This window comes from Pantoea sp. ICBG 1758 (assembly GCF_002928325.1).
Lineage (GTDB): Bacteria > Pseudomonadota > Gammaproteobacteria > Enterobacterales > Enterobacteriaceae > Pantoea > Pantoea eucrina.
In genome coordinates, this window is the sequence record NZ_POWL01000001.1 from 642547 (window position 1) to 667565 (window position 25019).

Below are 25019 nucleotides of genomic sequence, written 5' to 3' on the forward strand. Positions count from 1 at the left end.
GGATAACGGATGGAACAGTTACTGGAACGCTTTCTGCGCTACGTAGCGATAGAGACGCAGGCTAAACCGCAGGCGCGGCAGGTGCCGAGCAGTGAGGGGCAGTGGATCCTGGCGCGTCAGCTGCAGGAAGAGCTGATTGCACTGGGCTTTGTCGATGTATCGCTGAGCGACCACTGCTGCGTAATGGGTACGCTGCCGGCCAACGTCGACTGGCCAGTGCCGGTTATCGGCTTTATTTCTCATATGGATACCTCGCCCGACTACACGGCGAAAAACGTCAATCCGCAGATCGTGGAGAACTATCGCGGCGGCGACATTGCGCTGGGTAACGGGGATGAAGTGCTGTCGCCGGTGATGTTCCCGGTGCTGCATAAGCTGACCGGACATACGTTGATCACGACCGACGGCAAAACGCTGCTGGGTGCGGATGATAAAGCGGGCATTGCGGAGATTATGACGGCGATGGCGGAGCTGGCAAAGGGTGACGTGCCGCACGGCGCTATCCGGGTTGCCTTTACGCCGGATGAGGAGATCGGCCGCGGCACGTCGCACTTCGACGTGGAAGGGTTTGCGGCTGACTGGGCTTACACCATGGATGGCAGCGGTCTCGGCGAGTTTGAGTTTGAGAACTTCAACGCCGCAACTGCGATGGTCTATATCACCGGGAATAACGTTCATCCCGGCAGCGCAAAGAATGTCATGGTGAATGCGCTGGATCTGGCGATGCGCTTCCACGCCGAGCTGCCTGCTCAGGAGAAGCCGCAGTTTACCGACGGCTACGAAGGCTTTTTCCATCTGCACTCTATCAAAGGCACGGTGGAGCACGCTGAGCTGATGTATCTGATCCGCGATTTTGATGCAGACAGCTATGAACAGCGCAAACAGCTGCTGGAGAACATCGGACAGCGGGTGGGCAAAGGGCTGCAGAGCGAATGTTCGGTTAAAGTCGAGATCAGCGACAGCTATCGCAATATGCGCGAAAAAGTGGAGCCGCATCCGCATATTATTGAGCTGGCGCTGCAGGCGATGCGCGACTGCGGCATTGAGCCTGACGTGAAGCCGATCCGTGGCGGCACTGACGGTTCCGCGCTGTCGTGGAAAGGGCTGCCCTGTCCGAATATCTTTACCGGTGGCTATAACTACCACGGCAAACATGAGTTTGCCTCACTGAATGTGATGCAAAAAGCGACAGAAGTGATTGTGCGACTCTCTGCGCTGGCGGCAGAGAAGCGGACATAACGCAGAAGAGCGCCTCTCCCGGAAGCGGGAGAGGCGCATGGTTTTAATCAGCGAAGAACCAGTAGCCGCTGTTTACCAGACCGGCCAGCTGCGCCAGCAGTGACGGGTCATCCAGCGCGTCACCAAAATCTGCCAGAGCAAGTTCATGCTGGTGCGCCAGCGCGGCCAGTACCTGCGGATGCTGGCTGGTGATCTGCTCGCCATTAACATAGACGGCATCACCCAGCGTCAGTACGCGCAGGCCGCCAAGCCGCGTCAGCGTGTCACCCTGCTGCAGCGCATCGTAAATCTCATCCGGCTGATACGGCGGCTCCGGTGGCGCCACGTCCAGCTCATGGCGCGACTGCGAAATAAATTCGCCAAACCACTGGCTGAACTGCTCCGGCTGGTTGATCACATCCAGCATAACCTGACGAATGCCTTCAACTTCAGAAGGCAGGATCCGCGACGGGCAGCTGCGTGAAGGTACTTCCGGATCGCTGTAGCGATAACTGCCCAGCTCATGGGCCAGCATATAATCAGCAAAGCCGCTGATCAGCTCGCGGCCATTTGGCGCCCGGAACCCGACTGAATAGTTGAGCGCATTTTCCAGCGAGTAGCCCTCGTGCGGGAAGCCCGGCGGAATGTAGAGAATATCGCCCGGCTCCAGCTCTTCATCGATAATGGCGTCAAACGGCGCAACCTGCAGCAAATCGGGATGCGGGCAGTGCTGTTTCATCGGGACCTTTTCACCCACGCGCCAGCGCCGGCGGCCGGTACCCTGAATGATAAAGACATCATACTGGTCGAAATGCGGACCCACGCCGCCGCCCGGGACTGAAAACGAGATCATCAGATCGTCGATGCGCCAGTCGGGCAGAAAGCGGAACGGGCGCATCAGGGCAGCAGAGCCCTCATGCCAGTGGTTAACCGCCTGAACCAGCAGCGACCAGTTGCTTTCACCCAGATGGTCATAGCTCTCAAACGGGCCGTGGCTGACCTGCCATTTGTCGTTATGGTGGCTGACGAGGCGGCTGTCCACCTCATTTTCCATCGCCAGTCCCGCCAGCTCATCCGGCGAGAGGGGATCCACGAAATTTTTGAAGCCGCGCTTAAGCACGACCGGGCGTTTCTGCCAGTAGCGCTGAATAAAGTCGGTCTGGTTGATATCGAGCTGATAATCCATACGAAGCGTTCCGGTTGGAGCAATAATTGCTGGCAAGTATAACAGTCCGCAGCCGGTTCTACTCGCGGTGATGTGTAACTTCCTGCCGCCGGAACACCACTTCCATGCGCGTGCCGCCCAGCGGGCTGGCAGAGGCGCTGACGGTTCCGGCATACTGTTCAAGAATATCCCGCACCACCGCCAGCCCCAGCCCCTGTCCCGGCCGCAGCGTATCGGCCCGCTGGCCGCGGACAAAAATCAGATCGCGCTTGCTTTCAGGAATACCCGGCCCGTCATCGTCGATAAACAGATGCAGCGCCTGGTCAGTCTGGCGCGTGCTGACTTCAATAAACTCCAGGCAATATTTACAGGCGTTATCGAGTACGTTGCCGAGCACTTCCATAAAATCGTTCTGATCGCCGACAAACACCAGCTCGGGGGGAATGTCGAGCGTGATCTCCACGCCTTTGCGCTGGTAAACCTTGTTGAGCGCAGAGCAGAGGCTGTCGAGCAGGGCGGAAACCGAGTGAAAATCACGCTGCAGCGGATTGTGGTCGGCCTGCATGCTGGCGCGATGCAGATAGTAACCCGTCTGCTGTGAAATACGGCTGATCTGCTCCAGCATCACCGGCTCCGCCTGTTCGATGGTGAGTGATTTGCCGTTGCGCAGCGATCGCAGCGTACTCTGCAGCACTGCCAGCGGTGTTTTCAGGCTGTGGGTTAAATCTGAGAGCGTGGTGCGGTAGCGGGTATAGCGCTGACGCTCGTTGGTCAGCAGCAGGTTAAGGTTGCGCACCAGGCTTTTCAGCTCCTGCGGCGGGTTGTCGCCCAGGTTTTCCCGCTGACCGGTCTCCAGCTCGCGCACCTGCGCGGTGAGATCGCCAATCGGGCGCAGGCTCCAGTGAGCGGCCAGCCAGAGCAGCGGGATCACCAGCAGCAGGTTAGCCGCCAGCACATAGCTGAACCATGACCAGACTACGTCTGAGTGCTGCAGCTCTTGCGGGATGGAATCCACCACCACAATGGTCATCGCCGGCAGGTTGACTGTCGCATCGTAGCGATTCACCGCAACCGAATGGGTAAAGGTGTCGTTACTGTTGCTGTCCAGCGCGTGCAGCTGCTGCTGCGCCTGAATGTTATCGCCTAATGCCGTCAGGCTGGTGCGGTTGCTGGTGTCAATTTCATAAAAGTCAGGCTTCAGCAGCCACTCGGGCTGAATTTTTTCCCGGATCTCCGGCACGTCGCGCTGCTGCCACAGCAGCTTGCCGCGCTCATCGTAGATAAAGACCAGCGTCGGGAAATTCAGCGTCATGCGCTCCGGCTGCGCGATGGTGAGTTTGTTATCCTGCCACTGCGCCAGAGTGAAAAAGAGGTTACTTTCACCGCGCAGCACGCGGTAGGTATTTTTATCGAAACTCACGACATAGCCGATAACCGCGACCATGCCATAGGAGAGAGAGATAAACAGGACCACGGCGGCGGTCGCCAGCAGAAAGCGGGTACGGAGTGAGAGCGGGCGCAGCTGGCGAAACCAGTTCATGGCGTCAGAGATCGAAACGGTAGCCCTGACCGCGTACCGTGTTGATCACTTCGGTCGGATGCAGTGCAAGGATTTTCTTGCGCAGACGGCCCATCAGCACATCGATGGTATGGCTTTCGCGCAGTTCAGCGTCAGGATAGAGCTGCAGCATCAGCGAATCTTTGCTGACCACTTTACCCGCGTTGCGGATCAGCGTTTCCGCAATCGTATATTCAAATGCTGTCAGCTTCACCGGCACGTCGTTCACCGCCAGCTCGCGACGTGACAGGTCGACCTGAAACGGCGGCAGGGAGATGATCTGCGATGCGTGGCCGCTATTGCGGCGCATCAGCGCCTGCAGGCGGGCAGCAACCTCCTCAATATGAAAAGGCTTGGTAACGTAGTCGTCCGCGCCAGCTTCCAGGGCTTCAACTTTTGCCTGCCAGCCTTCGCGTGCGGTCAGTACCAGGATCGGCTGGCGCACCGCGTCGCTGCGCCAGCGGCGAATCAGCGACATGCCATCTTCGTCGGGCAGGCCAAGATCAACCAGCGCAATGTCAGGCAGATGTTCCTGAAGAAAGTAGTCAGCTTCTTTCGCATCTTCAGCGGCATCAACCTGATGCCCCATATCACGCAGCTGAACGGCGAGATGGTGGCGCAGCAGAGCATTATCTTCCACAACCAGAACACGCATACTTTTTCCTTACCTGCAAACTCAGTGATAATAAAGTGAGTATACGTGAAGGGAGCTAAACCAGAGAACAACGCAACAGGCGCGCGGTGCGCGCCTGTGCAGGCGGAATTACTTCAGGTCATCGACCATTTGCACCGCGCGGCCCAGATAGTTAGCCGGGGTCATCTGCTTCAGGCGCACTTTCTCCTCTTCCGGCAGCGCCAGGCTGTCGATAAAGGCCTGCATGCCCGCCGCATCCACGCGCTTGCCGCGCGTCAGCTCTTTAAGCTTTTCGTAGGGTTTTTCAATCCCGTAACGGCGCATCACGGTCTGAATCGGCTCGGCAAGCACTTCCCAGTTGTGATCCAGCTCATCCAGCAGGCGATCGCGATTCACCTCCAGTTTTGAGATGCCCTTCAGCGTGGACTGATAGGCAATCAGGGCATAGCCGACGCCGACGCCGAGGTTGCGCAGAACGGTTGAGTCGGTGAGATCGCGCTGCCAGCGTGACACCGGGAGCTTGCTGGCGAGGTGCTGCAGTACCGCGTTTGCCAGACCTAAATTACCCTCAGAGTTTTCAAAGTCGATAGGGTTGACCTTGTGCGGCATCGTTGAGGAGCCAATTTCGCCCGCGATGGTTTTCTGTTTGAAGTGGTTCAGTGCAACGTAGCCCCAGATATCGCGATCAAAATCGATCAGGATAGTGTTGAAACGCGCGATACAGTCAAACAGCTCTGCAATGTAGTCGTGCGGCTCAATCTGCGTGGTGTAGGGGTTCCAGGTAATGCCAAGCGAGGTGACAAACTCTTCGCTGATCTGATGCCAGTCCGCTTCCGGATAAGCAGCGATGTGCGCGTTGTAGTTGCCGACGGCGCCGTTGATTTTGCCCAGCACCTCAATGTTGCCCAGCTGACGCAGCTGCCGCTCCATGCGGTAGGCGACGTTGGCCATCTCTTTGCCCATGGTTGAAGGGGTAGCGGGCTGGCCGTGCGTACGGGAGAGCAGCGGAATATCGCGATACTCCTGCGCCAGTCCCTTCACCGCAGCGATGATTTTCTGCCAGTAGGGCGTGATAACGTCGCGGCGTGCGGTTTCCAGCATCAGCGCATGGGAGAGGTTATTGATATCTTCAGAGGTGCAGGCGAAGTGGATAAACTCAGAGACCGCCTGCAGCGCAGGCACATCAGCCACTTTCTCTTTCAGAAAGTATTCAACCGCTTTGACATCGTGATTCGTAGTGCGCTCTATGGTTTTGATGCGTGCAGCGTCAGTTTCATCAAAATTGCTGACAATCGCGTCAAGGAAAGCGTTTGCGTCAGCATCAAATGCAGGAACTTCCCTGATCTCTGCGGTCGCAGCCAGTTTCTGTAACCAGCGAACTTCCACTTCCACGCGGAATTTCAGTAAACCAAACTCACTGAAAATGGCGCGCAGCGGGCTGACTTTATCGCCGTAACGGCCATCAACGGGTGAGACGGCGGTCAGAGAGGATAATTCCATCAGTGCAACTCCTGAAACGTTAACAGATGAGGGCAGGGCAGCGTTTAATACGCCGGACCCAGCCGGGATAAAATAGCTTTGGCTTCATTCAGCAGGCGCTGACGCGAAAACATCAGCTGCAGGCGGCCACCGCCACACTGCTGCCAGAGCACCGCTGAACGGATCCCCGCCAGCAGCGCCGCGCGTACTTTGTTCTGTACCTGAGTATTTTGCAGCACCTGCGGTGAGCCGGTAACCTGAATGCGCGGGCCCAGCGGGCTGATGATATCGACATAGATGCCCGCCATGGCGCTGGTAATGGTGTCAGATTCGGGACCATAGTGCGCCAGCTGACGATCGAGCTGGCCGATACGCTGTGCCAGCGCCGCCAGCGCGGTTTTGTTGCCGCTGAGCTTGCGCTCCAGCACCATCAGACCCAGCGTGTAGCGCGTCACTTCCGCACTGGCACCCTGACGGCTGCCGCTGTTCAGCACTGCCATCAAGGTCTCCAGACCGGTGCGCAGATTGGCTTCGTCATTACCATATACCGCCAGCGTGGAGGCGGGATTGAGATCAAGCAGGCTGCGTATGGATACCTGCAGCGCCGCGCTGTCGCACTGGCCCTGATGCGCCAGCTGCTGCGTCAGCTGTGTGGCCTGGCAAATGCCCGCCAGCGCCAGCGTAATATCATAAAAATTTTTAGCCACGCTCTACTCCTGCAGAAAAATCAGCGGCGCCGTTTTACGCCTCAGGCAGCGGCAGACGCTGCTCAATAATACCGCCACCGAGACAGACGTCATCCAGATAGAACACCGCAGACTGGCCCGGCGTCACCGCTGCAACCGCTTCATCGAAACGCACCTCGATGCGATCGTCGCCAAGCGGCAGGATTTCACACGGGATGTCACTCTGGCGGTAGCGGGTTTTAACCGTGCAGCGCAGCGGGGAGGTCACCGGCTGACGATCGACCCAGTGCAGTTGCTGGGCAATCAGGCCCACAGACATCAGGCGCGGATGGTCGCCGCCCTGGGCGACAATCAGCCGGTTACGTGCGACATCTTTGTCCACCACGTACCAGGGATCGTCATTGCTCTCTTTGCGGCCGCCAATGCCCAGACCTTTGCGCTGACCGAGCGTATGGTACATCAGCCCCTGATGCTCACCGACAATTTCACCCTCGACCGTCTCAATTTCGCCCGGTTGCGCAGGCAGGTAACGGCCGAGGAAATCGCGAAACTTGCGCTCGCCGATAAAGCAGATGCCGGTAGAATCTTTTTTCTTTGCGGTAATCAGATCCAGCTCTTCGGCAATGCGGCGCACTTCCGGCTTCTCCAGTTCACCGACCGGAAACAGGCTCTGGGCGATCTGCTGGTGGCTCAGGGTGTAGAGGAAATAGCTCTGATCTTTATTGCCATCGAGTCCGCGCAGCAGCTGGCTTTTGCCCGCCACGTCGGCCCGACGCACATAGTGGCCGGTCGCGATATAATCTGCGCCGAGGTCTTCAGCAGCGAACTCAAGAAAGGCTTTAAATTTGATCTCTTTATTGCAGAGAATATCGGGATTAGGCGTGCGCCCCGCCTTATATTCGTCGAGAAAATGCTCGAACACATTGTCCCAGTACTCAGCGGCAAAATTAATTTTGTGCAGTTTTATGCCGAGCTTGTCACACACGGCTTGTGCATCAGCCAGATCGTCTGCGGCGGTGCAATACTCCTCGCCGTCATCCTCCTCCCAGTTCTTCATGAACAGGCCTTCAACCTGGTAGCCCTGCTGCTGCAGTAGCCACGCGGAAACGGAAGAATCGACGCCGCCGGACATTCCGACGATTACTTTTTTCTGGCTGTTGTCAGACATGACGCACTCTTGATTACAGTAAAACAGGCGGCGCATTCTATCATGGAGTCACGGTATGCGCACCCTTGTGAAACGGCCAGTTAAACGGCGCCACCAGCTGTAGCGGGTAGCGCACGCCCTGTTGCCACAGCCGCACGCTCTCCGCGACCAGCGGCGAACGTAGCTGATCGGACGTAAGAATTTGCTCGGGTGTTAGCCACCAGCAGCAATCGATATCGCTGTCGAGCGGCGTGGTCACGCACGGCGCTGGCAGATCAACACCAAAGAGAAACCGCACAAAAGGTGTATTATCCGGCGCAATCCACTGCTGCACGCCAAGAAAATAGTGCAGCTCTGCGTAGATACCGGTCTCTTCATACAGCTCGCGCAGCGCCGCTTCCTGCAGCGTCTCATCCGCTTCGAGATGGCCCGCTGGCTGATTCCAGGTCACGCGTCCGGCGACACGCTCCTCAACCACCAGCAGTTTATCCTGCGCCTGTACCAGACAGGCGACGGTTACATGAGGTTTAAACATCGTTCGCTCGCTCTGATTAACCTGCGGTTATTGAAACTCAGCGCTGATATCGCGCCACTCGCCGGGAGCAAGCCCATTAAGCTGATGCTCTCCCAGCGCAAAGCGAATCAGGCGCAGGGTCGGGAAACCGATATGCGCCGTCATGCGTCGTACCTGCCGGTTGCGCCCTTCATACAGGGTGATTTTCAGCCAGCTGGTGGGGATGGTTTTGCGTTCGCGCACTGGTGGCGTGCGCGGCCATAGCCACTCCGGCTCACTGACCGCTTCGATACCCGCCGGCAGCGTTATGCCGTCGTTAAGCTCAACGCCGCTGCGCAGCCGGGATAAATCTGATTCCTGCGGCACGCCCTCGACCTGAACAAAGTAAATTTTCCCCGTGCGCCTGCCGGGCTGAGTAAGCTGCGCCTGCAGCGCGCCATCGTTGGTCAGCAGCATCAGCCCCTCACTGTCGCGATCCAGACGGCCTGCCGCGTAGACGTCGCTGACCGGAATAAAGTCTTTCAGCGTGCGGCGCCCGGCGTCGTCGCTGAATTGCGGCAGCACATCAAAGGGTTTGTTAAATAAAATCACGCGGCGCGGGCCGGCCGGACGTGCCGGGCGGCGCGCAGCGTGGCGTGACGCCGCGGTGCGTTTAGGTGGGTGAATTTTCTGAGATGTTTTTCGCATGAGCTTTGCAGTAAGTAACAATCGGCGCATTATAACGCGAAATTACGGTGATTGGCGTAGGGGAAATATTCAAGTAGTATTGACCCGCATCTTACAAATCATTAACAAAAAATCGCTCGAAGGAGAGGTTAATGGAAAGCAAAGTAGTTGTTCCGGCAGAAGGTCAGAAAATCACCCTTGATCAGGGCAAACTGAATGTCCCGCATAACCCAATCATTCCTTACATCGAGGGTGATGGTATCGGCGTTGACGTTTCCCCGGTCATGCTGAAAGTGGTTGATGCTGCCGTGAAGAAAGCCTACAACGGCGAGCGTAAAATTTCCTGGATGGAAATCTTTACTGGTGAGAAATCAACAGAACTTTACGGCCAGGATGTCTGGCTGCCGCAGGAAACCCTGGATTTAATCAAAGAGTACCGCGTTGCCATCAAAGGCCCACTGACCACCCCGGTTGGCGGCGGTATTCGCTCGCTGAACGTGGCACTGCGTCAGGAGCTGGACCTTTACGTCTGCCTGCGTCCGGTACGCTACTACAAAGGCACGCCAAGCCCGGTCAAACGTCCGGAAGAGACCGATATGGTGATCTTCCGTGAGAACTCCGAAGATATCTATGCCGGTATCGAATGGAAAGCGGGTACGCCGGAAGCGGATAAAGTGATCAAATTCCTGCGTGAAGAGATGGGCGTGAAGAAAATTCGCTTCCCGCAGCAGTGCGGTATCGGCGTGAAGCCGTGCTCGGAAGAGGGTACCAAACGCCTGGTCCGTGCGGCGCTAGAATACACCATCACTAACGATCGTGATTCGCTGACGCTGGTTCATAAAGGCAACATCATGAAGTTCACCGAAGGTTCTTTCAAGGACTGGGGCTACCAGCTGGTGAAAGAGGAGTTTGGTGGTGAGCTGATTGACGGTGGCCCGTGGATGAAATTCAACAATCCAAATACCGGCAAAGAGATCATCGTCAAGGATGTGATTGCAGATGCTTTCCTGCAGCAGATCCTGCTGCGTCCGGCAGAGTATGACGTTATTGCCTGTATGAACCTGAACGGCGACTACATCTCTGACGCCCTGGCGGCACAGGTTGGTGGTATCGGTATCGCACCTGGCGCAAACATCGGTGACGAGTGCGCGCTGTTTGAAGCCACGCACGGGACTGCACCAAAATATGCGGGTCAGGATAAAGTGAACCCGGGTTCAGTGATCCTGTCTGCTGAGATGATGCTGCGTCACATGGAGTGGTTTGAAGCGGCTGATCTGATTGTCAAAGGTATGGAAGGCGCAATTGCGGCTAAAACCGTGACCTATGACTTCGAACGTCTGATGGATGGCGCTAAATTGCTGAAATGTTCAGAGTTTGGCGACGCGATCATCAGCAACATGTAATCTGCTTCAGGCAGAGTGCAAAACGGGAGCCACTGGCTCCCGTTTTTTATTCGCCAGCTGTATCGCTCTGACGCAGCGTCTCATCGCGCGCCTGCGACAGGCGCCAGAAATCGTGGCCGCCCGGATGCTGATAAATCCGCAGGGCGAACTGTCCGACGATGGCATAGATATACTCAAATATCGCTGACTGTGAATCTTCGTAATCAGCCCACATGACGGAAGAGGTAAAGCAGTAGACCTCAACCGGTAGCCCTTCGGGTGAGGGTTTGAGTGCCCGTACCACGATATACATATCTTTCTTAATATCATCGCGCTGCGTCAGCCAGGCGGTCAGATATTTACGAAATATGGTCAGATTAGTCAGGCCATTTTCGGCAAACCAGCGGTCGCCTGGCGCGCTGGGTTCACGTCCATCCATCAGCACGGAAAGCTGCTCACTGACCCCGCGTATCTGCATCATCTGCTGCACCAGCTCATAGTCCAGAAAGCGAATTGAGGTCTGGTCAAGATAGAAGCTGCGCATGATACGCCGCGCACCGGAGGAGAACATTGCCTGCCAGTTGGTATAGGTTTCGGTCAGAAAATTCTTCGTGGGAATGCGCGACAGCGTGTTGTCCCAGTTGCGAATAGTAATGGTGTGCAGCGCAATATCGATGACCTCACCACTGATGCCGTTATCCGGCATCTCAATCCAGTCACCGAGCTGCAGCACATCATTGGATGAAACCTGAATGTTGGCCACCAGCGACAGCAGCGTGTGCTGAAATACCAGCATGAGAACGGCCGCCACCGCACCCAGACTGGAAATGATAATCACCGGCGACTTATTCGACATAATTGCCAGGATCATGATCGCAGAGAGGATGTGCACCAGAATCTTACCGATCTGGATATAGCCTTTAATCGAGTGATTTTTACGCCGCGACTTTTTGGTATAGGAGATGTTGATGATCTCCAGCACTTCCGTAAAGAACAGCGAAAGATAGATAAAAAACAGAATGCCGCAGATGGTCTTGACCGCAATCTGCAGATGCTGCGGCAGACCCGGCATAAACTGCAGCAGATAGTAGACGATAATGACCGGAATAAAATTAGAGAGTTTTTCCGACAGGCGGACATCTTTATCCAGCGGTACCTGATTTTTATGCGCGCTGAAAAAGACTTTACGCACCACCTTTACCACAAAAAATTTACAGATAAAGTGCGCAATCATCGCCGCCGCGACCAGCAGCAGCAGGCTGACCGTTGCCGCAAGCGCCGTGTCACCGGCAAGAAAATTCTGGAATGTATAGAAGTAGCTCATGTTAATCAGTAGCCGGTCCGGGGTGGCGGGAATTCAAGCATAAAGCCGTATGGGGCGATAAGCGACGCGTGCGCAATTGCGGTGTCAGTCAGAAAATAGTTCAGCACCGCTGACTGCCGGCTGCAGTTATACCACTAAGCCCGCCTGACTGACGAGCGGCATCAGATAATTACCCGTGCCATCTGCGCGCTGGCTAGTCTCATAGTTTGAAGCAGTTAACATCCTGAACCGGATAGCCGTGCCTTTTGCAGCAGAAGCCGCTATCGTCAGCGCTCAGTATCGGGGGAGAGACTATGCAGGGTATCGTGAAGTTTGTGAAAGGCTGGCTACTTTTTTCACTGCTGTGGGGCGTGTTTATGTGGTTTGTCTCCTGGCAGGCGCAGGGAAAAGAGCCGGGCATGGCAGTGGTAATGAGTCTGTATGCGGGATTAATCTATCAGGCGCTGCGTACCATGGTAGCGCGCTATAAAGCACGACGCGCGGCGGCGTAAGCGCAGGAACAGCGGGGCCGGCTGGCCCCGCTGACCAGATTATTTGCGGCCCAGCAGGAAACCGACGATCACGCCGATGCTGGCAGCCACGGCCAGACCCGTAGTCGGGTTATCACGGACCGACCTCACCACGCAATCAGCTGCATCCTGTACGGCATAGCTCGCCTGCGCCGGATAGCGCCGTGCTGCACCTTTTGCCTGATGACGGGAAGAACCCGTCAGTTCGCCAAATTTCTCCTGAACTGCACCTGCTGCTTCATTCAATTTTGCTTCCGCTTTGTCAGTCATGTTGACTCCCTGATAGTGGTGAATGTCACTTTCAGCGTAGTCAGAGAATGGCGGACCGGCAACCCGACAGCGGTAAAGGTTATGTAACAATCTCTGTTTAACGACGCTTGTTCAGGAACGGTTTACCCCTGACGGCAGCGCCAGGAGGGGTACCAGCTCACCAGGAAGTGGCGTAAATGATCAAAACACCACTCAGCATCCTCGGGCTGCTGGCAGTAAAACCGGACGGTCACTTTTTCATAGCGCTGCTGACGCAGGTGCAGCGGCGACCAGCCCCAGTCCAGCACGGCGCGCGCATAGTTGACCAGCGAGCCGGCAGGCATCTCATGCTGACTCTCCTGACAGCCGAGGTAGTGCTCAAAGCGTGCTTCCAGCTGTTCAGCTTCATCATGCGTATGCAGTACATCCGGACGAAAAGCGATGTCGATAAATCCGCAGACGCTGTCTTCACGCTGCTGACGATCGCAGGCGAGCGTCATAAAGAGTCCCTCCTGCAGATTCACCTCTTCCAGCAGCCGGCGCATATTTTCAGAATCATTACCCGCTTTAATTTCGTCGATCCGCTCGGGCTGCTGCGTCAGATCAAACCCGCAGGGATTCACTGAGCCATCTTCATTGGTGGTGGCCGGGAAGGGGAAATCGATGTAGCCGTTATTATCGAGACTCTTTTCCATTATCGGTATCTGCCGCAAGCGTAAACCCTGACAATAAACTATCCCGCGGCGGGGTGCACGGGCTATGGACACTGCCAGGTGATCATGGTGTTTTCGTAAGGATTGATAAGCCGGAACTGTTTATCGCTCAGGCGCTGGGCATAAAAACCTTCGGTCGTAATGGCAGAGGGGATATAGCGGAAGCGATCGGTCGAGTGGAGCGGGCCACTGCTTACCGTGACGTTGTCACGTCTGACGGAGAAAGCGGTCGCCAGATCAAAAATCCAGGCGTGAGTGTTTCCCAGCGACTGACCATAAATCGTGGTCACCTCACCGGGACAATCCACCCCTTTTGGCGTCGAGCTGCAGCCTGTCAGCGCAATAATAATGATGAAATAAGTCAGTCTTAACATGGTCCTGTTCCTGGTTCTTTCCCTGTCTGACAGTGGCACGATAACGCGTATCGCTTATATGAGCATAGCAGGTCTGGCTGCACTTCCCATTTGCATTTTGTTTAACTGTTAAGCGGTAAGCAGGTAAGGGGGTGACTTTGGTAGCAGATAAACGGTATTCTTGCCAGCGCAGTGCACCAGACAGGAAAAAGACAGGGTAATTGAATGAGAGAAGAAGAAGCCAGCTTAATGATTCTTCAGCAGGCGATAGATCAGCTGGACGCCGATAAGAAAAAACAGGTCATAAACTGTGTTACGGCGATCCACGATGTGATGCATAAATTCGATCCAGAAGATGCCGGACTGGCATTGATGCTGGTGGCCGCTCAGGTGGCCGCAGAGTAAGCTTCAGGCCGATGCAATATCGGCTTTGTTTCTGCTTTATTACTATGTAGATGTTCGGCGCGCCCGCTCTGATGTACGGCACGCCATGCATTAATCTGCTTCCCGCTATGTTACCCTGCGAACCTTTACATCACACTCAGGCGAAAAACAGCATGAAAATTCTGGTTATAGCCGCGGGCCTGCTGGCCTGTCAGATTGCGCCGGCATGGAGCGAAAGTGAATTTCAGATCACCTGTCCGGGGCGGGCCACGATGACGGTATCCCGCGCCAGTTACGGGCTCAGCACGCTGATGTGGCCGAAGCGGCATTTTCAGGTGGCCGCCGGACAACAGCGTTTCCACCTTGAAGGGGGCGACAGCGTTGCCATCACGAGGTTCCGCAACGGCGACCGGCTGGTCATCAATAAAGAGAGCGGTGAAACCTTTTTTGTTTATGCGCAGAGCGACAAACTGGTTCCCTGTCAGCGTTCAGTGAAGCGCGATGCCGCCATCGTCTCTCTTGATCGTTATGACGATCGTCAGCACGCCTCTTCTTAACACCGACAGGAACAACACCATGTCACTCAGCGTTACCGACAGCGTTACTGCGCAGGATCTCGACGATATCAGACAGGGTCTTAACGCGTTCAACAGCCGCTTTATTGACGTCAGCGAGATCAAAGTGCTGGGCGTGTTTATTCATGATGCAGACGGCGGAAAAATAGCAGGCCTGACAGGATCAACCTGCGGTAACTGGCTGCGTATCGACATGCTGTGGGTCAGTGACGCGCTGCGCGGGCAGGGGGCCGGCACCCGGCTGATAACGGCAGCAGAGAACGAAGCGCGGGCGCGGGGTTGCGTCTATGCGCAGGTGGATACGGCAAGCTTTCAGGCGCGTCCGTTCTATGAAAAACAGGGTTATCAGCTCCGGTTCAGCCTGAATAACTATCCGCGCCATCATCAGCGCCACTATCTCACCAAAGCTCTCTGACTACAGCAGCGGCTGCTGTCGCAGATCCAGTGGCGACTGCTCCGCTTCGTCAATCGCTGCCAGCCAGCCGGACAGATCAGTCTTTACCCATGAAAGGTGACCCCGCGTGGTGCTCATCAGCACCACATCGGGTCGCAGCGTGCGGTAGAGTTCCAGCGACTGCTGCAGCTCGGCAGGATTACTGTCAGGCTTGAGCACGCTGATCCAGCGGTTGTAGTCGCAGGTGAGGGTGTCGCCGACAAACAGATAGGTCTGCCCGAGCGGAGAGTGGTAAAGATAGCTGCTGCTGCCCGGCGTATGGCCGGGCGTTGGCAGCAGATGGAAGTCGCCAAAATGCACCTCCCTGCGGGTAAAGGTTTCATCCGGCTCAACCACCAGGCTAACCGGCCCCAGCGAGCGGCTGTGGCAGTAAAGCGCACTGCTGAAGCGCTGCTGAATAAGCCGTGCTCCCGGTGCCGCCTCATGCCAGTGCGTAAGATAGTGACGAATAACGCCACCCGCCTCTGCCAGAAACTCATGATCAAGCGGATTCTCAACCCGGCCAATCAGCAGGTTGCCGCGCGGATGCCGCAGCATAAAGCCATGCATCATCAGGTCATTAGCGGTCTCTTCAGCGGGAAATTCCGGTGTGGAGATCCATAAGTCTTCATAAAGCGGCTTCAGAGGGCGATCTCCTGCATGTCATATTATCGCAGCACCGGATGTCCGGTGATGCTGAGCCGCGCGTTGCCGGCACTCATATCAAGCGTAGCATGCGCACCCAGCGGCAGCGTGACGGTATCAGGCGCATGTCCAAACGCCAGATCGCTTATCACCGGCAGCTGATACTCATCGCGCAGGCGCTGCCAGACAGTGTCGAAACCGAAGCCGTTATCATAGGCGCTGAGGGAGGTACTGGTAAAACTACCGGTAATAATCGCCTGCTGACGCGCCAGAATGCCGCACTGCTGCAGCTGCAGCAGCATGCGCTCGATGCGAAACGGATGTTCATTGACATCTTCAATCACCAGAATGCCGCCTTCAATCTGCGGCAGCCACGGCGTACCAACCAGCGCGCAGATCATCGCCAGGTTACCGCCCCACAGGCGGCCCTGCCAGCTGCCGCAGTCCGGGCTTTCACTCTGCCAGTTTACTCTCAGTTCCGGAGAGGAAATGGCCTGCCAGAAATGGTGTTCGGTAAACGCTGAAACGGGATCCGCGCCGAAATTACCGGCCAGCATCGGGCCGCTGAAGCTTATCAGGCCGGTCTGCGCCAGCAGCGCCAGCTGAATAGCGGTAAAGTCACTGTGGCCGCACAGCGCGACTGGCTCACTGCTGAGACGCTGCGCGATACCGCGGTAATCCAGCTTGTCCAGCAGGCGGGTCGCACCGTAGCCACCGCGCACTGCCAGAATAATGTCCGGCAGCGGGTCTGATGCAGCCAGCGCATTGATATCCGCCAGACGTTCTGCGTCCGTACCGGCAAAGCGCTGAAAGCGGCGGGCAACCACTGCGCCATTCTCCACCCGGTGGCCTGCATGCTGAAGCCGCTCAATGCCGCGCCGGGCAGCATCCTGGTTGTGGCAATAGCCAGAAGGGGCGATTAAACGAAAGGAACGGGCTGGGTGCATTGCGCTTTTCCTGCTCTCTGCTTAAGTGTGCATAGTGACAAACTGCGTGAACGGCGTCACGACAGCAAAATGAATTTTGTCATTTTCAGAATAACGGTAATTTTACTGCCGGCCGTCATGGCTATGATAGCCTGCGCCTCTCTTATAGCGGAACCTGAAAAACAGTGAAATTTCGACTACTTATGCTCTCTGCTTTACTGCTGGCAGGCTGTGCCAGTGAACCGGAAAAACCCAGAGTGCCTGAGCGCAATACGCCTCTCACTCAGGCTCCGCCCTCAAAAATTAATGATGCCTGGGCGCTGTTTACAGAAGATGCTGCCACTCATTATGGCGTTGATGAGAAGTTAATCAGCGCCATTATCAGTGTCGAATCGGGCGGTAATCCTGCTGCAGTAAGCCGCTCTAACGCGGTGGGTCTGATGCAGATCAAAGCCTCGACGGCGGGGCGCGAAGTCTATCGCGTGCAGGGCCGTCACGGGCAGCCCTCAACGGCCGAGCTGCGCGATCCGGCTAAAAACATCGATATCGGGGTCGCCTATCTGCGTATTCTGCAGGAGTCGGCGCTGGCCGGTATCCGCGATCCGCTGACGCTGCGCTACGCCACCATTGTCTCCTATGCCAATGGAGCCGGTGCGCTACTGCGCACCTTCTCACGCGACCGCGACCGCGCCATTGCGATGATTAACGCGATGTCGCCGGATGAGTTTTACCAGCACGTGCAAAACAAACATCCGGCCGCGCAGGCACCGCGCTATCTGTGGAAAGTGACCACCGCCTACCGCACAATTGGCTAGCGCGCGGTGCGCAGCTTAGCGCTGCGCACTCTGTGCCGGTGCTTCGTTGGACGCATCGCTGAGATTGATACGCGGCAGTACCCCACCGGTAAACTCGACGCGGCGCATCGGGAAGGCGAAGCGGATCTGCTTCTGCTCCAGCTGCGCCATCAGCTGCAGGTTAATCTCCTGCTGAATATCCATATAAACATTGTAATCCGCGCTCAGCACGAAATAGACCACTTCAAACGTCAGCTGCGACTCATCAAACGAGAGAAAGTGCGCCCGGTCAAAACGGGTGTCGGGCACGCCTTCGATAATCGTTTTCACCATGCCGCCAATCTGCCGCACTTTCTCCGCCGGCGTACCGTAGTTAATGCCGAACTTAAACACGATGCGCCGCTGCTGCATCCGTTTGTAGTTGTGGATCGTCTGCTGTAACAGAATGGTGTTTGAGCAGACAATCTGTTCGCCGCCGAGGCTTCGCAGACGCGTGGTTTTCAGGCCGATGTGCTCAATGGAACCCGCAATATCGCCGAATACAATAAAATCACCGTGCTCAAACGGTTTATCAAAGCCGATCGCCAGCGACGCAAACACATCGCTCAGCACGGTCTGAATCGCCAGCGCAATGGCGATACCGCCGACGCCTAAACTGGCCACCAGTGCGGTAATGTCGATGCCCATGTTGGAGAGGATCGCCAGCAGCATCATTACCCATACCACCACCCGCAGCAGAATGCCGAGGATCACGGTGGTGACCGGATTACGTACGTGCAGCGGATCGCGCAGCATGCTTTTCAGCCATAAACGGATGCCGCAGTCGATCCACAGCGTGAACTGCAAAATCAGCGCGAGGAACCAGCTGTGGGCAATCGCCACGCTCCAGTTGGCCGGCAGGTCCGCAAACTTCAGCGAAATCAGCAGTGAGAAGATCAGCAGCAGCGACTGGCTGGTGCTGCGCAGGATCTCAACAAGAATGGCAGTGAAACGCACATGGCGCTGTTCGCTGTAGCGGGCGATACGATTCGAAACAAAGCGGATAGCGGTGCGCAACAGCCACCAGACAATAAGGGTGCCAAAGAGGATGATGGCGCTGTTGATCCAGACGGTTTGATTAAGAAAAATGCGTTGCCAGCCAGAGGCTGAAAGCCAGTTTTCCATGGGGGAGTTTCTCCTTGCCGGGCGCTGGTTAAAATAAAGGGCAAGGAGAAGCATAGCCTGTCTGAGATATCCTGCAGGCGTAACGGCAGTTACTGAAAGCGGCTCGCCTTATCGCGTGCCAGCCGTTCAAGCGCGAAGATCACCTGCTGCAGCTGGCGCTCCTGCACGGGCTCAATGGCAGTGAAACGAAAGCTCAGCCGCGGTATTACGCAGGCTTCGCCTTTACGGACTACGCTGCGCTCGCCAATATGCAGCAGCTCTGCGGTGACCTCAAACTGACCAAATTCACCCAGCTCAACCCGCAGCTGGCTGAACTTATCCCCCCGGGTAAGGCCCTCCGGCAGCGGCCCTTCCGGCAATACCCCGACCCCGCCCAGCGAAAGATCCTGCAGGCGAAAGCGCGCCTGGCTGCCGTCCGGCCACCGGGTGTAACACCAGAAAACCGGCTCCAGCGGGGCGTTGATGCGGAAAAATTCGCGGCGCTGGATTTGCCAGGCGCACGCCGGCAGCGGTGCGCTGAATGCGGGTAAGCCTTCATATTCAACCAGCGTCAGGGCAGCGAGGGTGAACTCAATTTTGGCGCCGTAGGTTTCGGCGCAGACGCTGAAGTCGGGACTCTCCAGCACCCACTCATTGCTCAGCGCATTGCTGCCCAGATCGAAAATGATGCACTCCTCATCGGCAACCAGCAGGCGGCTGATAAACTGCCCGCGATTAAACGTCACCATTAGCGGAGTTTGGTAGCGCGACAGATCCCTCATCACATTCAAAACCGCTAACGTACCCCGCTTGAGATACTGTTCGTTATCGGCATCTTTCACATCCTGCTCCCCGCTGCTGCGCATATCATCGTTATGCGACGATTATCGGCGTAACGCTCTGAAGCTTTAGCGGCTGGCTGATGATTAAAGCGGCAGTCGCGCTGCAGGGAAAAAAATCCCGTCTATACTTATCGCAGTGAACACCTTGATTCATAACGTAAGGAGCAACAAATGGGTATTCTTTCATGGATTATTTTTGGTCTGATCGCCGGTATTCTCGCTAAGTGGATTATGCCAGGTAAAGATGGCGGCGGCTTTATCCTGACCGTGGTACTGGGTATTATCGGTGCGGTTGTCGGCGGCTGGATCAGTACCCTGTTTGGTTTTGGCAGAGTTGACGGGTTCAACTTCGGCAGCTTTGTTGTCGCGGTAATCGGCGCCATTGTCGTGCTGTTTATCTACCGTAAAGTGCGCAGTTAATTCTGCCCGCATAAAAAAAACCGCGGCCCCGGGGCTGCGGTTTTTTTTCGGCTGTAGCCGGTGCGAAATTAATTCGCGCGCTGCAGCGCCGGCATATCAGGGATATCACTGGCGCTGTTACAGGTTTTTTCTTTCGGGCAATATTTATCCAGCAGCATCAGCGTCACGCCGTTGGTCCAGCCAAAGCCATCCTGCAGCGGATATTCGCCGCCACCGCCACCGCCCAGCTGCGCGCCCTCAACCACATATTTTTCTACCAGCTTATGCTCTTTGTCATAGGTCTGCTGGACGTTTTGCAGAAAGCGCTGGCCAATCTGTCGTGCCAGCTGCGGCTGGTTATAATGCTCCAGCCCCTCTACCGCTACCCACTGCAGCGGAGCCCAGCCATTAGGTGCATCCCACTGCTGGCCATTATTGACCGTGGTTGTCACCAGACCACCAGGTTTAAGCAGCTGTTTTTCAACTGCAGAGGCGGTACGTTCAGCCTGTTTATCTCCGGCCAGCTGCATATAGAGCGGGAAAAGAGCGGCCGCCGTTAGCTGGTTGTGAACCTGTTTTTTACTGAAATCGTAATCAGCATACCAGCCCTGTTTCTCATCCCACAGATAACGATTGATTGCGGCCTGGCGTTTTTCTGCCGCCGCAGCAAAGGCTTTTGCCTGGTCATCCTGTTTTGCCAGCCTGGCTGATTTTGACAGCGTCTGCTCCAGATGAAACAGCAGGCTGTTGAGATCGACCGGCACCAGCGCTGTGGTGCGGATCGAAGCGAGACTATGCGCATCGGTAAACCAGCGCGAGCTGAAATCCCAGCCCGACGCCGCGCCGGCGCGCAGATCGCGCCAGAGCTGCGGTTTGTCACGTTCCGGGGTTTTTTCTGCCGTATTCACATCGTCCAGCCAGGATTCTGTACGCGGCACGTCGCGTGCGTCCCAGTAGCGATTAAGCAGGGTGCCATCGGAGAGCTTTACCACCCGCTTGCTGGCGTGACCGGCCGCCACGCTGTCGCTGTCAGCCATCCAGTAGTCATACTCTTTCTGCAGCTGCGGCTGATAGTGCCGGTAAACCTCATCGCCTTTATGCGTGGCCAGCAGGTCCACCATCAGGCTAAAGAACGGCGGCTGTGACCGGCTGAGATAATAGCTGCGGTTGCCGTTAGGGATATGCCCGTAGCGATCGAGTTCGGTGGCAAAGTTATCGACCATATCCTGCACGCGGTCCCAGTTACCGCTTTCCGCCAGGCCCAGCATGGTGAAATAGCTGTCCCAGTAATAGACCTCGCGGAAACGTCCGCCCGGCACAACGTAAGGCTTCGGCAGCGGCAGCAGTGAATCATACTGGCTGGCATCAGGCGTGCTGCGCGTCAGCACCGGCCACAGACCGTTGATATGCTCACGCAGGCTCTGCCCGGCGGGCGGTACATATTTATCCTGCTCTTTGGGCAGGGTAAAGTTCATGTCAACGAAGCGTTTGAGATCGAAATTGCGCTGCTTCTTTTGCATCTGCCAGTCAGCGAGAATCGAGGCGGGATCGTATTTCGGGATCGCGTCAGCAAAGGTTTTCTGATCGGGATAGAACTGCGCTTTCTGCACGGCGCTGAAGAGCGGCCCCAGGCGTACATCGGGCGGCTGCGGCTGCTGGCTCAGCATCCGGCTTCCGGTTTCGGCATGGGCCAGCGTGCTGGTTGCCAGCAGGGCAGTGGTAAGCAGCAGAGAGAGGCGCGCGGGCATCAATATGACATTTTTTCTCATCGGTTTTTCTCCTTGTCCGAAAACGTGGTGCGCTAACGTATTGACCACTCAACCAACTTTAGTCGCTATCGTGCTGGCTGGCGCTGCAGGGCGATGGAAATGTGAAGCGCTGCCGGGTAATTACGTGGGAAATTGTTGCCGCTGACGGTTTTTACTTGCTCCGCCGCGCGGTTTACCGGAGGCTGAAAGAAAATAAGGAGGCGTATGAAGATTATCTGGTATCACCCGTCAATGGACGCGCAGCGCTGGCTCACGGGCCTCGGCCGGCGGCTGCCGGACGCGGAAGTCCGGCTGTGGCAGCCGGGCGATAGTGGTCGTGCAGATTATGCCGTTGTACGTTCGCCGCCGGTGGAGATGCTGGCGCAGCGAAGCCTGAAGGGAGTGTTCGCGATGGGAGCGGGCGTCGATGAACTTCTGCAGCAGCAGCGTCAGCATTCTGACAGGCTCAGCGCCCAGGTGCCGCTGTATCGCCTTGAGGATACCGGCATGGCACAGCAGATGCAGGAGTATGCGAACTGGTGCGTGCTGGGCTGGTATCGCCGCTTTGCTGACTATCAGCGCCAGCAGCAGGCGCACTGCTGGCAGCCGCTGCCGCTGCCGGCGCGCGACGCCTTCACCATTGGCGTGCTTGGCGCGGGCGTACTGGGCCGCAGCGTGCTGGAGAGCCTGCAGCAGTGGGGATTCCCGCTGCGCTGCTGGAGTCGCACGCCGAAGAGCCTGCCTGGCGTGCACGCCTTCCACGGTGCCGCCGCGCTGCACGACTTCCTTGCCGGCTGCCAGGTCGTGATTGATCTGCTGCCCGCCACGCCGGAAACCACCGATCTTATCAACGCTGATTTCCTGCGCGCGCTGCCGCACGGCGCATACTTTCTTAACCTGGCGCGCGGCGCGCACGTGGTTGAAGCGGACCTGCTGGCAGCGCTTAACAGCGGGCAACTTGCCGCCGCCGCGCTGGATGTCTTTCAGCAGGAGCCGCTGCCAGCGGACGATGCGCTCTGGCAGCATCCGCACGTCACCATCACGCCCCACAGTGCCGCTATTACGCTGCCGGAGCAGGCGATGGACGCTATTGCCAGCGCCATTCAGCAGCTGGAAAAAGGGCAGCAGCCCCCGGGGCGCGTGGATCGCCAGCGCGGCTATTAATTTATCTCAGAGGAGCAAAATATGTATCCCGTTGACCTGCATATGCACACCGTAGCCAGTACGCACGCCTACAGCACGCTGCATGACTATGTCGCCCAGGCGAAACAGAACGGCCTGAAGCTATTTGCCATTACCGACCACGGCCCCGATATGGCGGATGCGCCGCATCACTGGCATTTCATTAATATGCGTATCTGGCCGCGGGTTATTGACGGCGTGGGGATCCTGCGCGGAATTGAAGCGAACATTAAAAATCAGCAGGGCGAGATCGACTGCAGCGGGCCGATGCTGGATGCCCTGGATCTGATCGTGGCGGGGTTTCACGAGCCGGTCTACACGCCGCGCGACAAAGCGCACCATACTGAGGCGATGATCGCCGCGATGGCAGGCGGGCTGGTGCATATCATCAGCCATCCGGGCAATCCCAAATTCCCGGTGGATATTCGCGCCATTGCCGAAGCCGCAGCCCACTACAACGTGGCGCTGGAGATCAATAACTCCTCGTTTACCCATTCGCGTCCGGGCAGTGAACCTAACTGCCGCGCGATTGCGGAGGCGGTGCGTGACGCGGGCGGACAGCTGGCATTTGGCTCCGATTCCCATACCGCCTTTACGCTGGGGCATTTTGAGCACTGCCTGCGCATTACGCGCGAGGTGGATTTCCCTGAAGATCGGGTGTTAAATGTCACGCCGCGCCGCCTGCTCGATTTTCTGGAGCAACGCAGCGGTAAACGGATCGCGGAATTACTGGATTTTTAATGTTGTAGTGAGGAATGCTGCCAGATGAATGAATTTTCTATGCTTTGCCGGGTGATCGGCTCCCTGTTTAACCGTCAGCCCCAGGATCCGCTGCTGATGCCGCTGTTTACGCTGCTGCGCGAAGGCAAAATGCAGGCACAGTGGCCGCTGGAGCAGGATGCGCTGCTGACGCGTCTGCAGCAGAGCAGCGATCCGCAGGCGCTGGCAGCGGATTACAACGCGCTGTTTGTCGGTCAGGAGTGCAGCGTGCCGCCTTACGCGTCACAGTGGCCGGAAGGCGCGCCGGAAGCGGAGATCCGGGCGTTTCTCAGCGCGCGCGGCATGCCGCTCAGTGACGCGCCTGCCGATCACTTTGGCGTACTGCTGCTGGCGGCGTCGTGGCTGGAAGATCAGTCTGCAGAAGATGAATCAGACGCGCAGCGCGCGCTGTTTGAATCTTATCTGCTGCCGTGGTGCGGTGCGTTCCTCGGCAAAGTTGAAGCGCACGCCACCACGGCGTTTTATCGTACGCTGGCTGAGCTGAGCCGCGAGGCGATCCAGACGATGTATGATGAGCTGAGCGAAGACGATACGCCGCAGGCGTAATCGCTCCCCGCAGGGGGAGCTGCTGCCGGAGACGTTCGCTGCAGCTGCACAACAAGCAGTGACGTGCGGCTGAAGCCTGCAGACTCCGGCGGATGCAGGTTAAGCCAAGAGAGACTAACGCCGGCGCAGACGCGGAAAACGTGCGTGCATGCGCAGATTGCGCAGGTTAAGCACGGCAATGGCGGTGCCCAGCACCACCAGCGATGCGCCAAATACTTTGAAACTGTTCATGCTGTCGCCCAGCACCGTCACGCCCATGATGACAGCCAGCACCGGCGTCAGCAGCGAATAGGGCATGATCAGATTAACATTATATTTTTTCAGCAGGGCGTACCACAGCGTATAGGCAACAATCGAAGAGGCGATAGCGCTGTAAAGAATGCCGAACCAGCCGTGCCAGCCCGCTGCTTTAAGGGCGCTGAACTGATTCGACTCCGTCAGCCATGAGGCAGCGCCAACCAGCGGCACGGCGAGGAATGAGATCCAGCCGGTCAGCGTCAGCGGACTGATAGGCGGCGACTTTTTGACAATCATGTTGCTGACCGCCCAGCCAAACGCGCTGCACAGCAGGATACAGAGTACCCACCAGGCGGGGATAGTCGGGCTGCCGGAGAGCACGGCCACGCCGCTCAGAGAGATAGCGATGCCGCACAGCTGCACCAGCCGCAGCTTCTCTTTCAGGATCGCCATCGCCAGCAGCATCGCAATGGGTGTGCCCAGCTGTACAACGATAGCCGCCGTACCGGCATCGGTATAGCGCATGCCGACAAACAGCAGCGAGAAATGCATAAAGCCAAAGGTAAACGCGAGGGTGATGAGCCACGGCAGCTGCGCGCGCGTGACACGGCAAAAGGGCACCAGGATCAGAGCGACCACGACAAAGCGCATCCACGTCAGAAACAGCGGCGGCAGCTCCAGAAGGCCCCATTTAACCGCCACGTTGTTAAACGCCCAGATTGAAACCACAAACAGAATCAGAAAAAAATGCCGTACGGCCACGCTGTTATCCTTCACAGAAAAATGAA

Annotated in this window: 29 protein-coding genes; 11 read left to right on the plus strand and 18 right to left on the minus strand. The window is 56.9% G+C overall.

Annotated elements, in window-relative coordinates; translation table 11 throughout:
• Positions 1 to 9 precede the first annotated feature (9 nt).
• On the plus strand, positions 10 to 1239 hold the full coding sequence (gene pepT / locus C1Y41_RS03125; protein WP_039383887.1) for a peptidase T: 1230 nt from the start codon (positions 10 to 12) through the stop codon (positions 1237 to 1239).
• A 43-nt stretch (positions 1240 to 1282) separates the two neighbouring features.
• Here pepT and C1Y41_RS03130 read toward each other — a convergent pair whose 3' ends face one another.
• The 8 genes from C1Y41_RS03130 to rluE all read right to left on the minus strand — a co-directional run bounded on the left by C1Y41_RS03130 (position 1283) and on the right by rluE (position 9088).
• Entirely contained in the window at positions 1283 to 2404 is a 1122-nt protein-coding gene (locus C1Y41_RS03130) for a cupin domain-containing protein (protein WP_039383889.1), read from the minus strand.
• A gap of 58 nt (positions 2405 to 2462) precedes the next feature.
• Positions 2463 to 3923, minus strand: a complete 1461-nt coding sequence (phoQ, locus tag C1Y41_RS03135) for a two-component system sensor histidine kinase PhoQ (RefSeq protein WP_071668747.1) — start codon at positions 3921 to 3923, stop codon at positions 2463 to 2465.
• 4 nt (positions 3924 to 3927) lie between these two features.
• Complete coding sequence (gene phoP, locus C1Y41_RS03140; protein ID WP_039383893.1) at positions 3928 to 4596, minus strand: two-component system response regulator PhoP; 669 nt, start codon at positions 4594 to 4596, stop codon at positions 3928 to 3930.
• 108 nt (positions 4597 to 4704) lie between these two features.
• Positions 4705 to 6075, minus strand: coding sequence for an adenylosuccinate lyase (gene purB, locus C1Y41_RS03145; RefSeq protein ID WP_039383895.1), 1371 nt, complete (start codon positions 6073 to 6075; stop codon positions 4705 to 4707).
• Positions 6076 to 6119: 44 nt separating this feature from the next.
• Positions 6120 to 6761 (minus strand): high frequency lysogenization protein HflD, encoded by a 642-nt coding sequence (hflD, locus tag C1Y41_RS03150; protein WP_039383897.1) that lies wholly within the window; start codon positions 6759 to 6761, stop codon positions 6120 to 6122.
• A gap of 34 nt (positions 6762 to 6795) precedes the next feature.
• Positions 6796 to 7908 (minus strand): tRNA 2-thiouridine(34) synthase MnmA, encoded by a 1113-nt coding sequence (gene mnmA / locus C1Y41_RS03155; RefSeq protein WP_039385800.1) that lies wholly within the window; start codon positions 7906 to 7908, stop codon positions 6796 to 6798.
• Positions 7909 to 7948: 40 nt separating this feature from the next.
• Positions 7949 to 8422 carry an NUDIX domain-containing protein gene (locus C1Y41_RS03160; RefSeq protein ID WP_104084779.1) on the minus strand — a complete coding sequence of 158 codons (474 nt, stop codon included), beginning with the start codon at positions 8420 to 8422 and terminating at the stop codon, positions 7949 to 7951.
• A 27-nt stretch (positions 8423 to 8449) separates the two neighbouring features.
• The gene (gene rluE / locus C1Y41_RS03165; RefSeq protein ID WP_349918292.1) at positions 8450 to 9088 is read right to left on the minus strand and encodes a 23S rRNA pseudouridine(2457) synthase RluE; all 639 of its coding nucleotides are present in this window, start codon (positions 9086 to 9088) and stop codon (positions 8450 to 8452) included.
• A 131-nt stretch (positions 9089 to 9219) separates the two neighbouring features.
• Here rluE and icd point away from each other — a divergent pair, with 131 nt between their 5' ends.
• The gene (icd, locus tag C1Y41_RS03170) at positions 9220 to 10470 is read left to right on the plus strand and encodes an NADP-dependent isocitrate dehydrogenase (RefSeq protein ID WP_039383903.1); all 1251 of its coding nucleotides are present in this window, start codon (positions 9220 to 9222) and stop codon (positions 10468 to 10470) included.
• Between the two features lie 46 nt (positions 10471 to 10516).
• On the opposite strand, the gene C1Y41_RS03175 is transcribed toward icd, so the two are convergent.
• Complete coding sequence (locus tag C1Y41_RS03175) at positions 10517 to 11773, minus strand: mechanosensitive ion channel family protein (protein ID WP_039383905.1); 1257 nt, start codon at positions 11771 to 11773, stop codon at positions 10517 to 10519.
• Between the two features lie 293 nt (positions 11774 to 12066).
• Here C1Y41_RS03175 and C1Y41_RS03180 point away from each other — a divergent pair, with 293 nt between their 5' ends.
• The gene (locus tag C1Y41_RS03180) at positions 12067 to 12264 is read left to right on the plus strand and encodes a DUF6404 family protein (protein ID WP_039383907.1); all 198 of its coding nucleotides are present in this window, start codon (positions 12067 to 12069) and stop codon (positions 12262 to 12264) included.
• Between the two features lie 39 nt (positions 12265 to 12303).
• On the opposite strand, the gene C1Y41_RS03185 is transcribed toward C1Y41_RS03180, so the two are convergent.
• The 3 genes from C1Y41_RS03185 to C1Y41_RS03195 all read right to left on the minus strand — a co-directional run bounded on the left by C1Y41_RS03185 (position 12304) and on the right by C1Y41_RS03195 (position 13618).
• Complete coding sequence (locus tag C1Y41_RS03185; RefSeq protein WP_065649559.1) at positions 12304 to 12552, minus strand: YqjD family protein; 249 nt, start codon at positions 12550 to 12552, stop codon at positions 12304 to 12306.
• A gap of 122 nt (positions 12553 to 12674) precedes the next feature.
• Positions 12675 to 13226: a hypothetical protein gene (locus tag C1Y41_RS03190; protein WP_071668751.1), complete on the minus strand. Its 552-nt coding sequence runs from the start codon at positions 13224 to 13226 to the stop codon at positions 12675 to 12677.
• A 62-nt stretch (positions 13227 to 13288) separates the two neighbouring features.
• Positions 13289 to 13618: a hypothetical protein gene (locus C1Y41_RS03195; protein WP_039383913.1), complete on the minus strand. Its 330-nt coding sequence runs from the start codon at positions 13616 to 13618 to the stop codon at positions 13289 to 13291.
• 204 nt (positions 13619 to 13822) lie between these two features.
• On the opposite strand from C1Y41_RS03195, the gene C1Y41_RS03200 reads away from it, so the two are divergent.
• The 3 genes from C1Y41_RS03200 (at position 13823) to C1Y41_RS03210 (ending at position 14971) form a co-directional block, all read left to right on the plus strand.
• A complete protein-coding gene (locus C1Y41_RS03200) occupies positions 13823 to 14002 on the plus strand; it encodes a hypothetical protein (RefSeq protein ID WP_094111811.1) in 180 nt (59 codons plus the stop codon).
• 152 nt (positions 14003 to 14154) lie between these two features.
• Positions 14155 to 14538 (plus strand): hypothetical protein, encoded by a 384-nt coding sequence (locus tag C1Y41_RS03205; RefSeq protein WP_039383917.1) that lies wholly within the window; start codon positions 14155 to 14157, stop codon positions 14536 to 14538.
• Positions 14539 to 14557: 19 nt separating this feature from the next.
• Positions 14558 to 14971 (plus strand): N-acetyltransferase, encoded by a 414-nt coding sequence (locus C1Y41_RS03210; protein WP_039383918.1) that lies wholly within the window; start codon positions 14558 to 14560, stop codon positions 14969 to 14971.
• On the opposite strand, the gene C1Y41_RS03215 is transcribed toward C1Y41_RS03210, so the two are convergent.
• Both C1Y41_RS03215 and ldcA read right to left on the minus strand, forming a co-directional pair.
• On the minus strand, positions 14972 to 15634 hold the full coding sequence (locus C1Y41_RS03215) for an MBL fold metallo-hydrolase (protein WP_094111809.1): 663 nt from the start codon (positions 15632 to 15634) through the stop codon (positions 14972 to 14974).
• 23 nt (positions 15635 to 15657) lie between these two features.
• Complete coding sequence (gene ldcA / locus C1Y41_RS03220) at positions 15658 to 16581, minus strand: muramoyltetrapeptide carboxypeptidase (protein WP_104084781.1); 924 nt, start codon at positions 16579 to 16581, stop codon at positions 15658 to 15660.
• A 164-nt stretch (positions 16582 to 16745) separates the two neighbouring features.
• Between ldcA and emtA the strand changes: the two genes are divergently transcribed.
• Entirely contained in the window at positions 16746 to 17375 is a 630-nt protein-coding gene (gene emtA, locus C1Y41_RS03225) for a membrane-bound lytic murein transglycosylase EmtA (RefSeq protein WP_082032656.1), read from the plus strand.
• 15 nt (positions 17376 to 17390) lie between these two features.
• Here the strand turns inward: emtA and C1Y41_RS03230 are convergent, their stop codons facing one another.
• Both C1Y41_RS03230 and C1Y41_RS03235 read right to left on the minus strand, forming a co-directional pair.
• Positions 17391 to 18518 carry a mechanosensitive ion channel family protein gene (locus C1Y41_RS03230; protein WP_039383923.1) on the minus strand — a complete coding sequence of 376 codons (1128 nt, stop codon included), beginning with the start codon at positions 18516 to 18518 and terminating at the stop codon, positions 17391 to 17393.
• An 89-nt stretch (positions 18519 to 18607) separates the two neighbouring features.
• A complete protein-coding gene (locus C1Y41_RS03235; protein ID WP_094111807.1) occupies positions 18608 to 19339 on the minus strand; it encodes a flagellar brake protein in 732 nt (243 codons plus the stop codon).
• 171 nt (positions 19340 to 19510) lie between these two features.
• On the opposite strand from C1Y41_RS03235, the gene C1Y41_RS03240 reads away from it, so the two are divergent.
• A complete protein-coding gene (locus tag C1Y41_RS03240) occupies positions 19511 to 19759 on the plus strand; it encodes a GlsB/YeaQ/YmgE family stress response membrane protein (protein WP_039383925.1) in 249 nt (82 codons plus the stop codon).
• 68 nt (positions 19760 to 19827) lie between these two features.
• On the opposite strand, the gene treA is transcribed toward C1Y41_RS03240, so the two are convergent.
• The gene (gene treA, locus C1Y41_RS03245; protein WP_104084782.1) at positions 19828 to 21507 is read right to left on the minus strand and encodes an alpha,alpha-trehalase TreA; all 1680 of its coding nucleotides are present in this window, start codon (positions 21505 to 21507) and stop codon (positions 19828 to 19830) included.
• A gap of 204 nt (positions 21508 to 21711) precedes the next feature.
• On the opposite strand from treA, the gene ghrA reads away from it, so the two are divergent.
• The 3 genes from ghrA to C1Y41_RS03260 are packed head-to-tail and all read left to right on the plus strand — an operon-like array spanning position 21712 to position 23994.
• On the plus strand, positions 21712 to 22650 hold the full coding sequence (gene ghrA / locus C1Y41_RS03250; protein WP_104084783.1) for a glyoxylate/hydroxypyruvate reductase GhrA: 939 nt from the start codon (positions 21712 to 21714) through the stop codon (positions 22648 to 22650).
• A 21-nt stretch (positions 22651 to 22671) separates the two neighbouring features.
• Positions 22672 to 23409, plus strand: coding sequence for a phosphatase (locus tag C1Y41_RS03255; protein WP_094111804.1), 738 nt, complete (start codon positions 22672 to 22674; stop codon positions 23407 to 23409).
• Between the two features lie 24 nt (positions 23410 to 23433).
• On the plus strand, positions 23434 to 23994 hold the full coding sequence (locus tag C1Y41_RS03260; protein WP_039383933.1) for a molecular chaperone: 561 nt from the start codon (positions 23434 to 23436) through the stop codon (positions 23992 to 23994).
• A gap of 114 nt (positions 23995 to 24108) precedes the next feature.
• Here C1Y41_RS03260 and C1Y41_RS03265 read toward each other — a convergent pair whose 3' ends face one another.
• Positions 24109 to 24993, minus strand: coding sequence for a DMT family transporter (locus C1Y41_RS03265; protein WP_071668913.1), 885 nt, complete (start codon positions 24991 to 24993; stop codon positions 24109 to 24111).
• Positions 24994 to 25019: the final 26 nt, after the last annotated feature.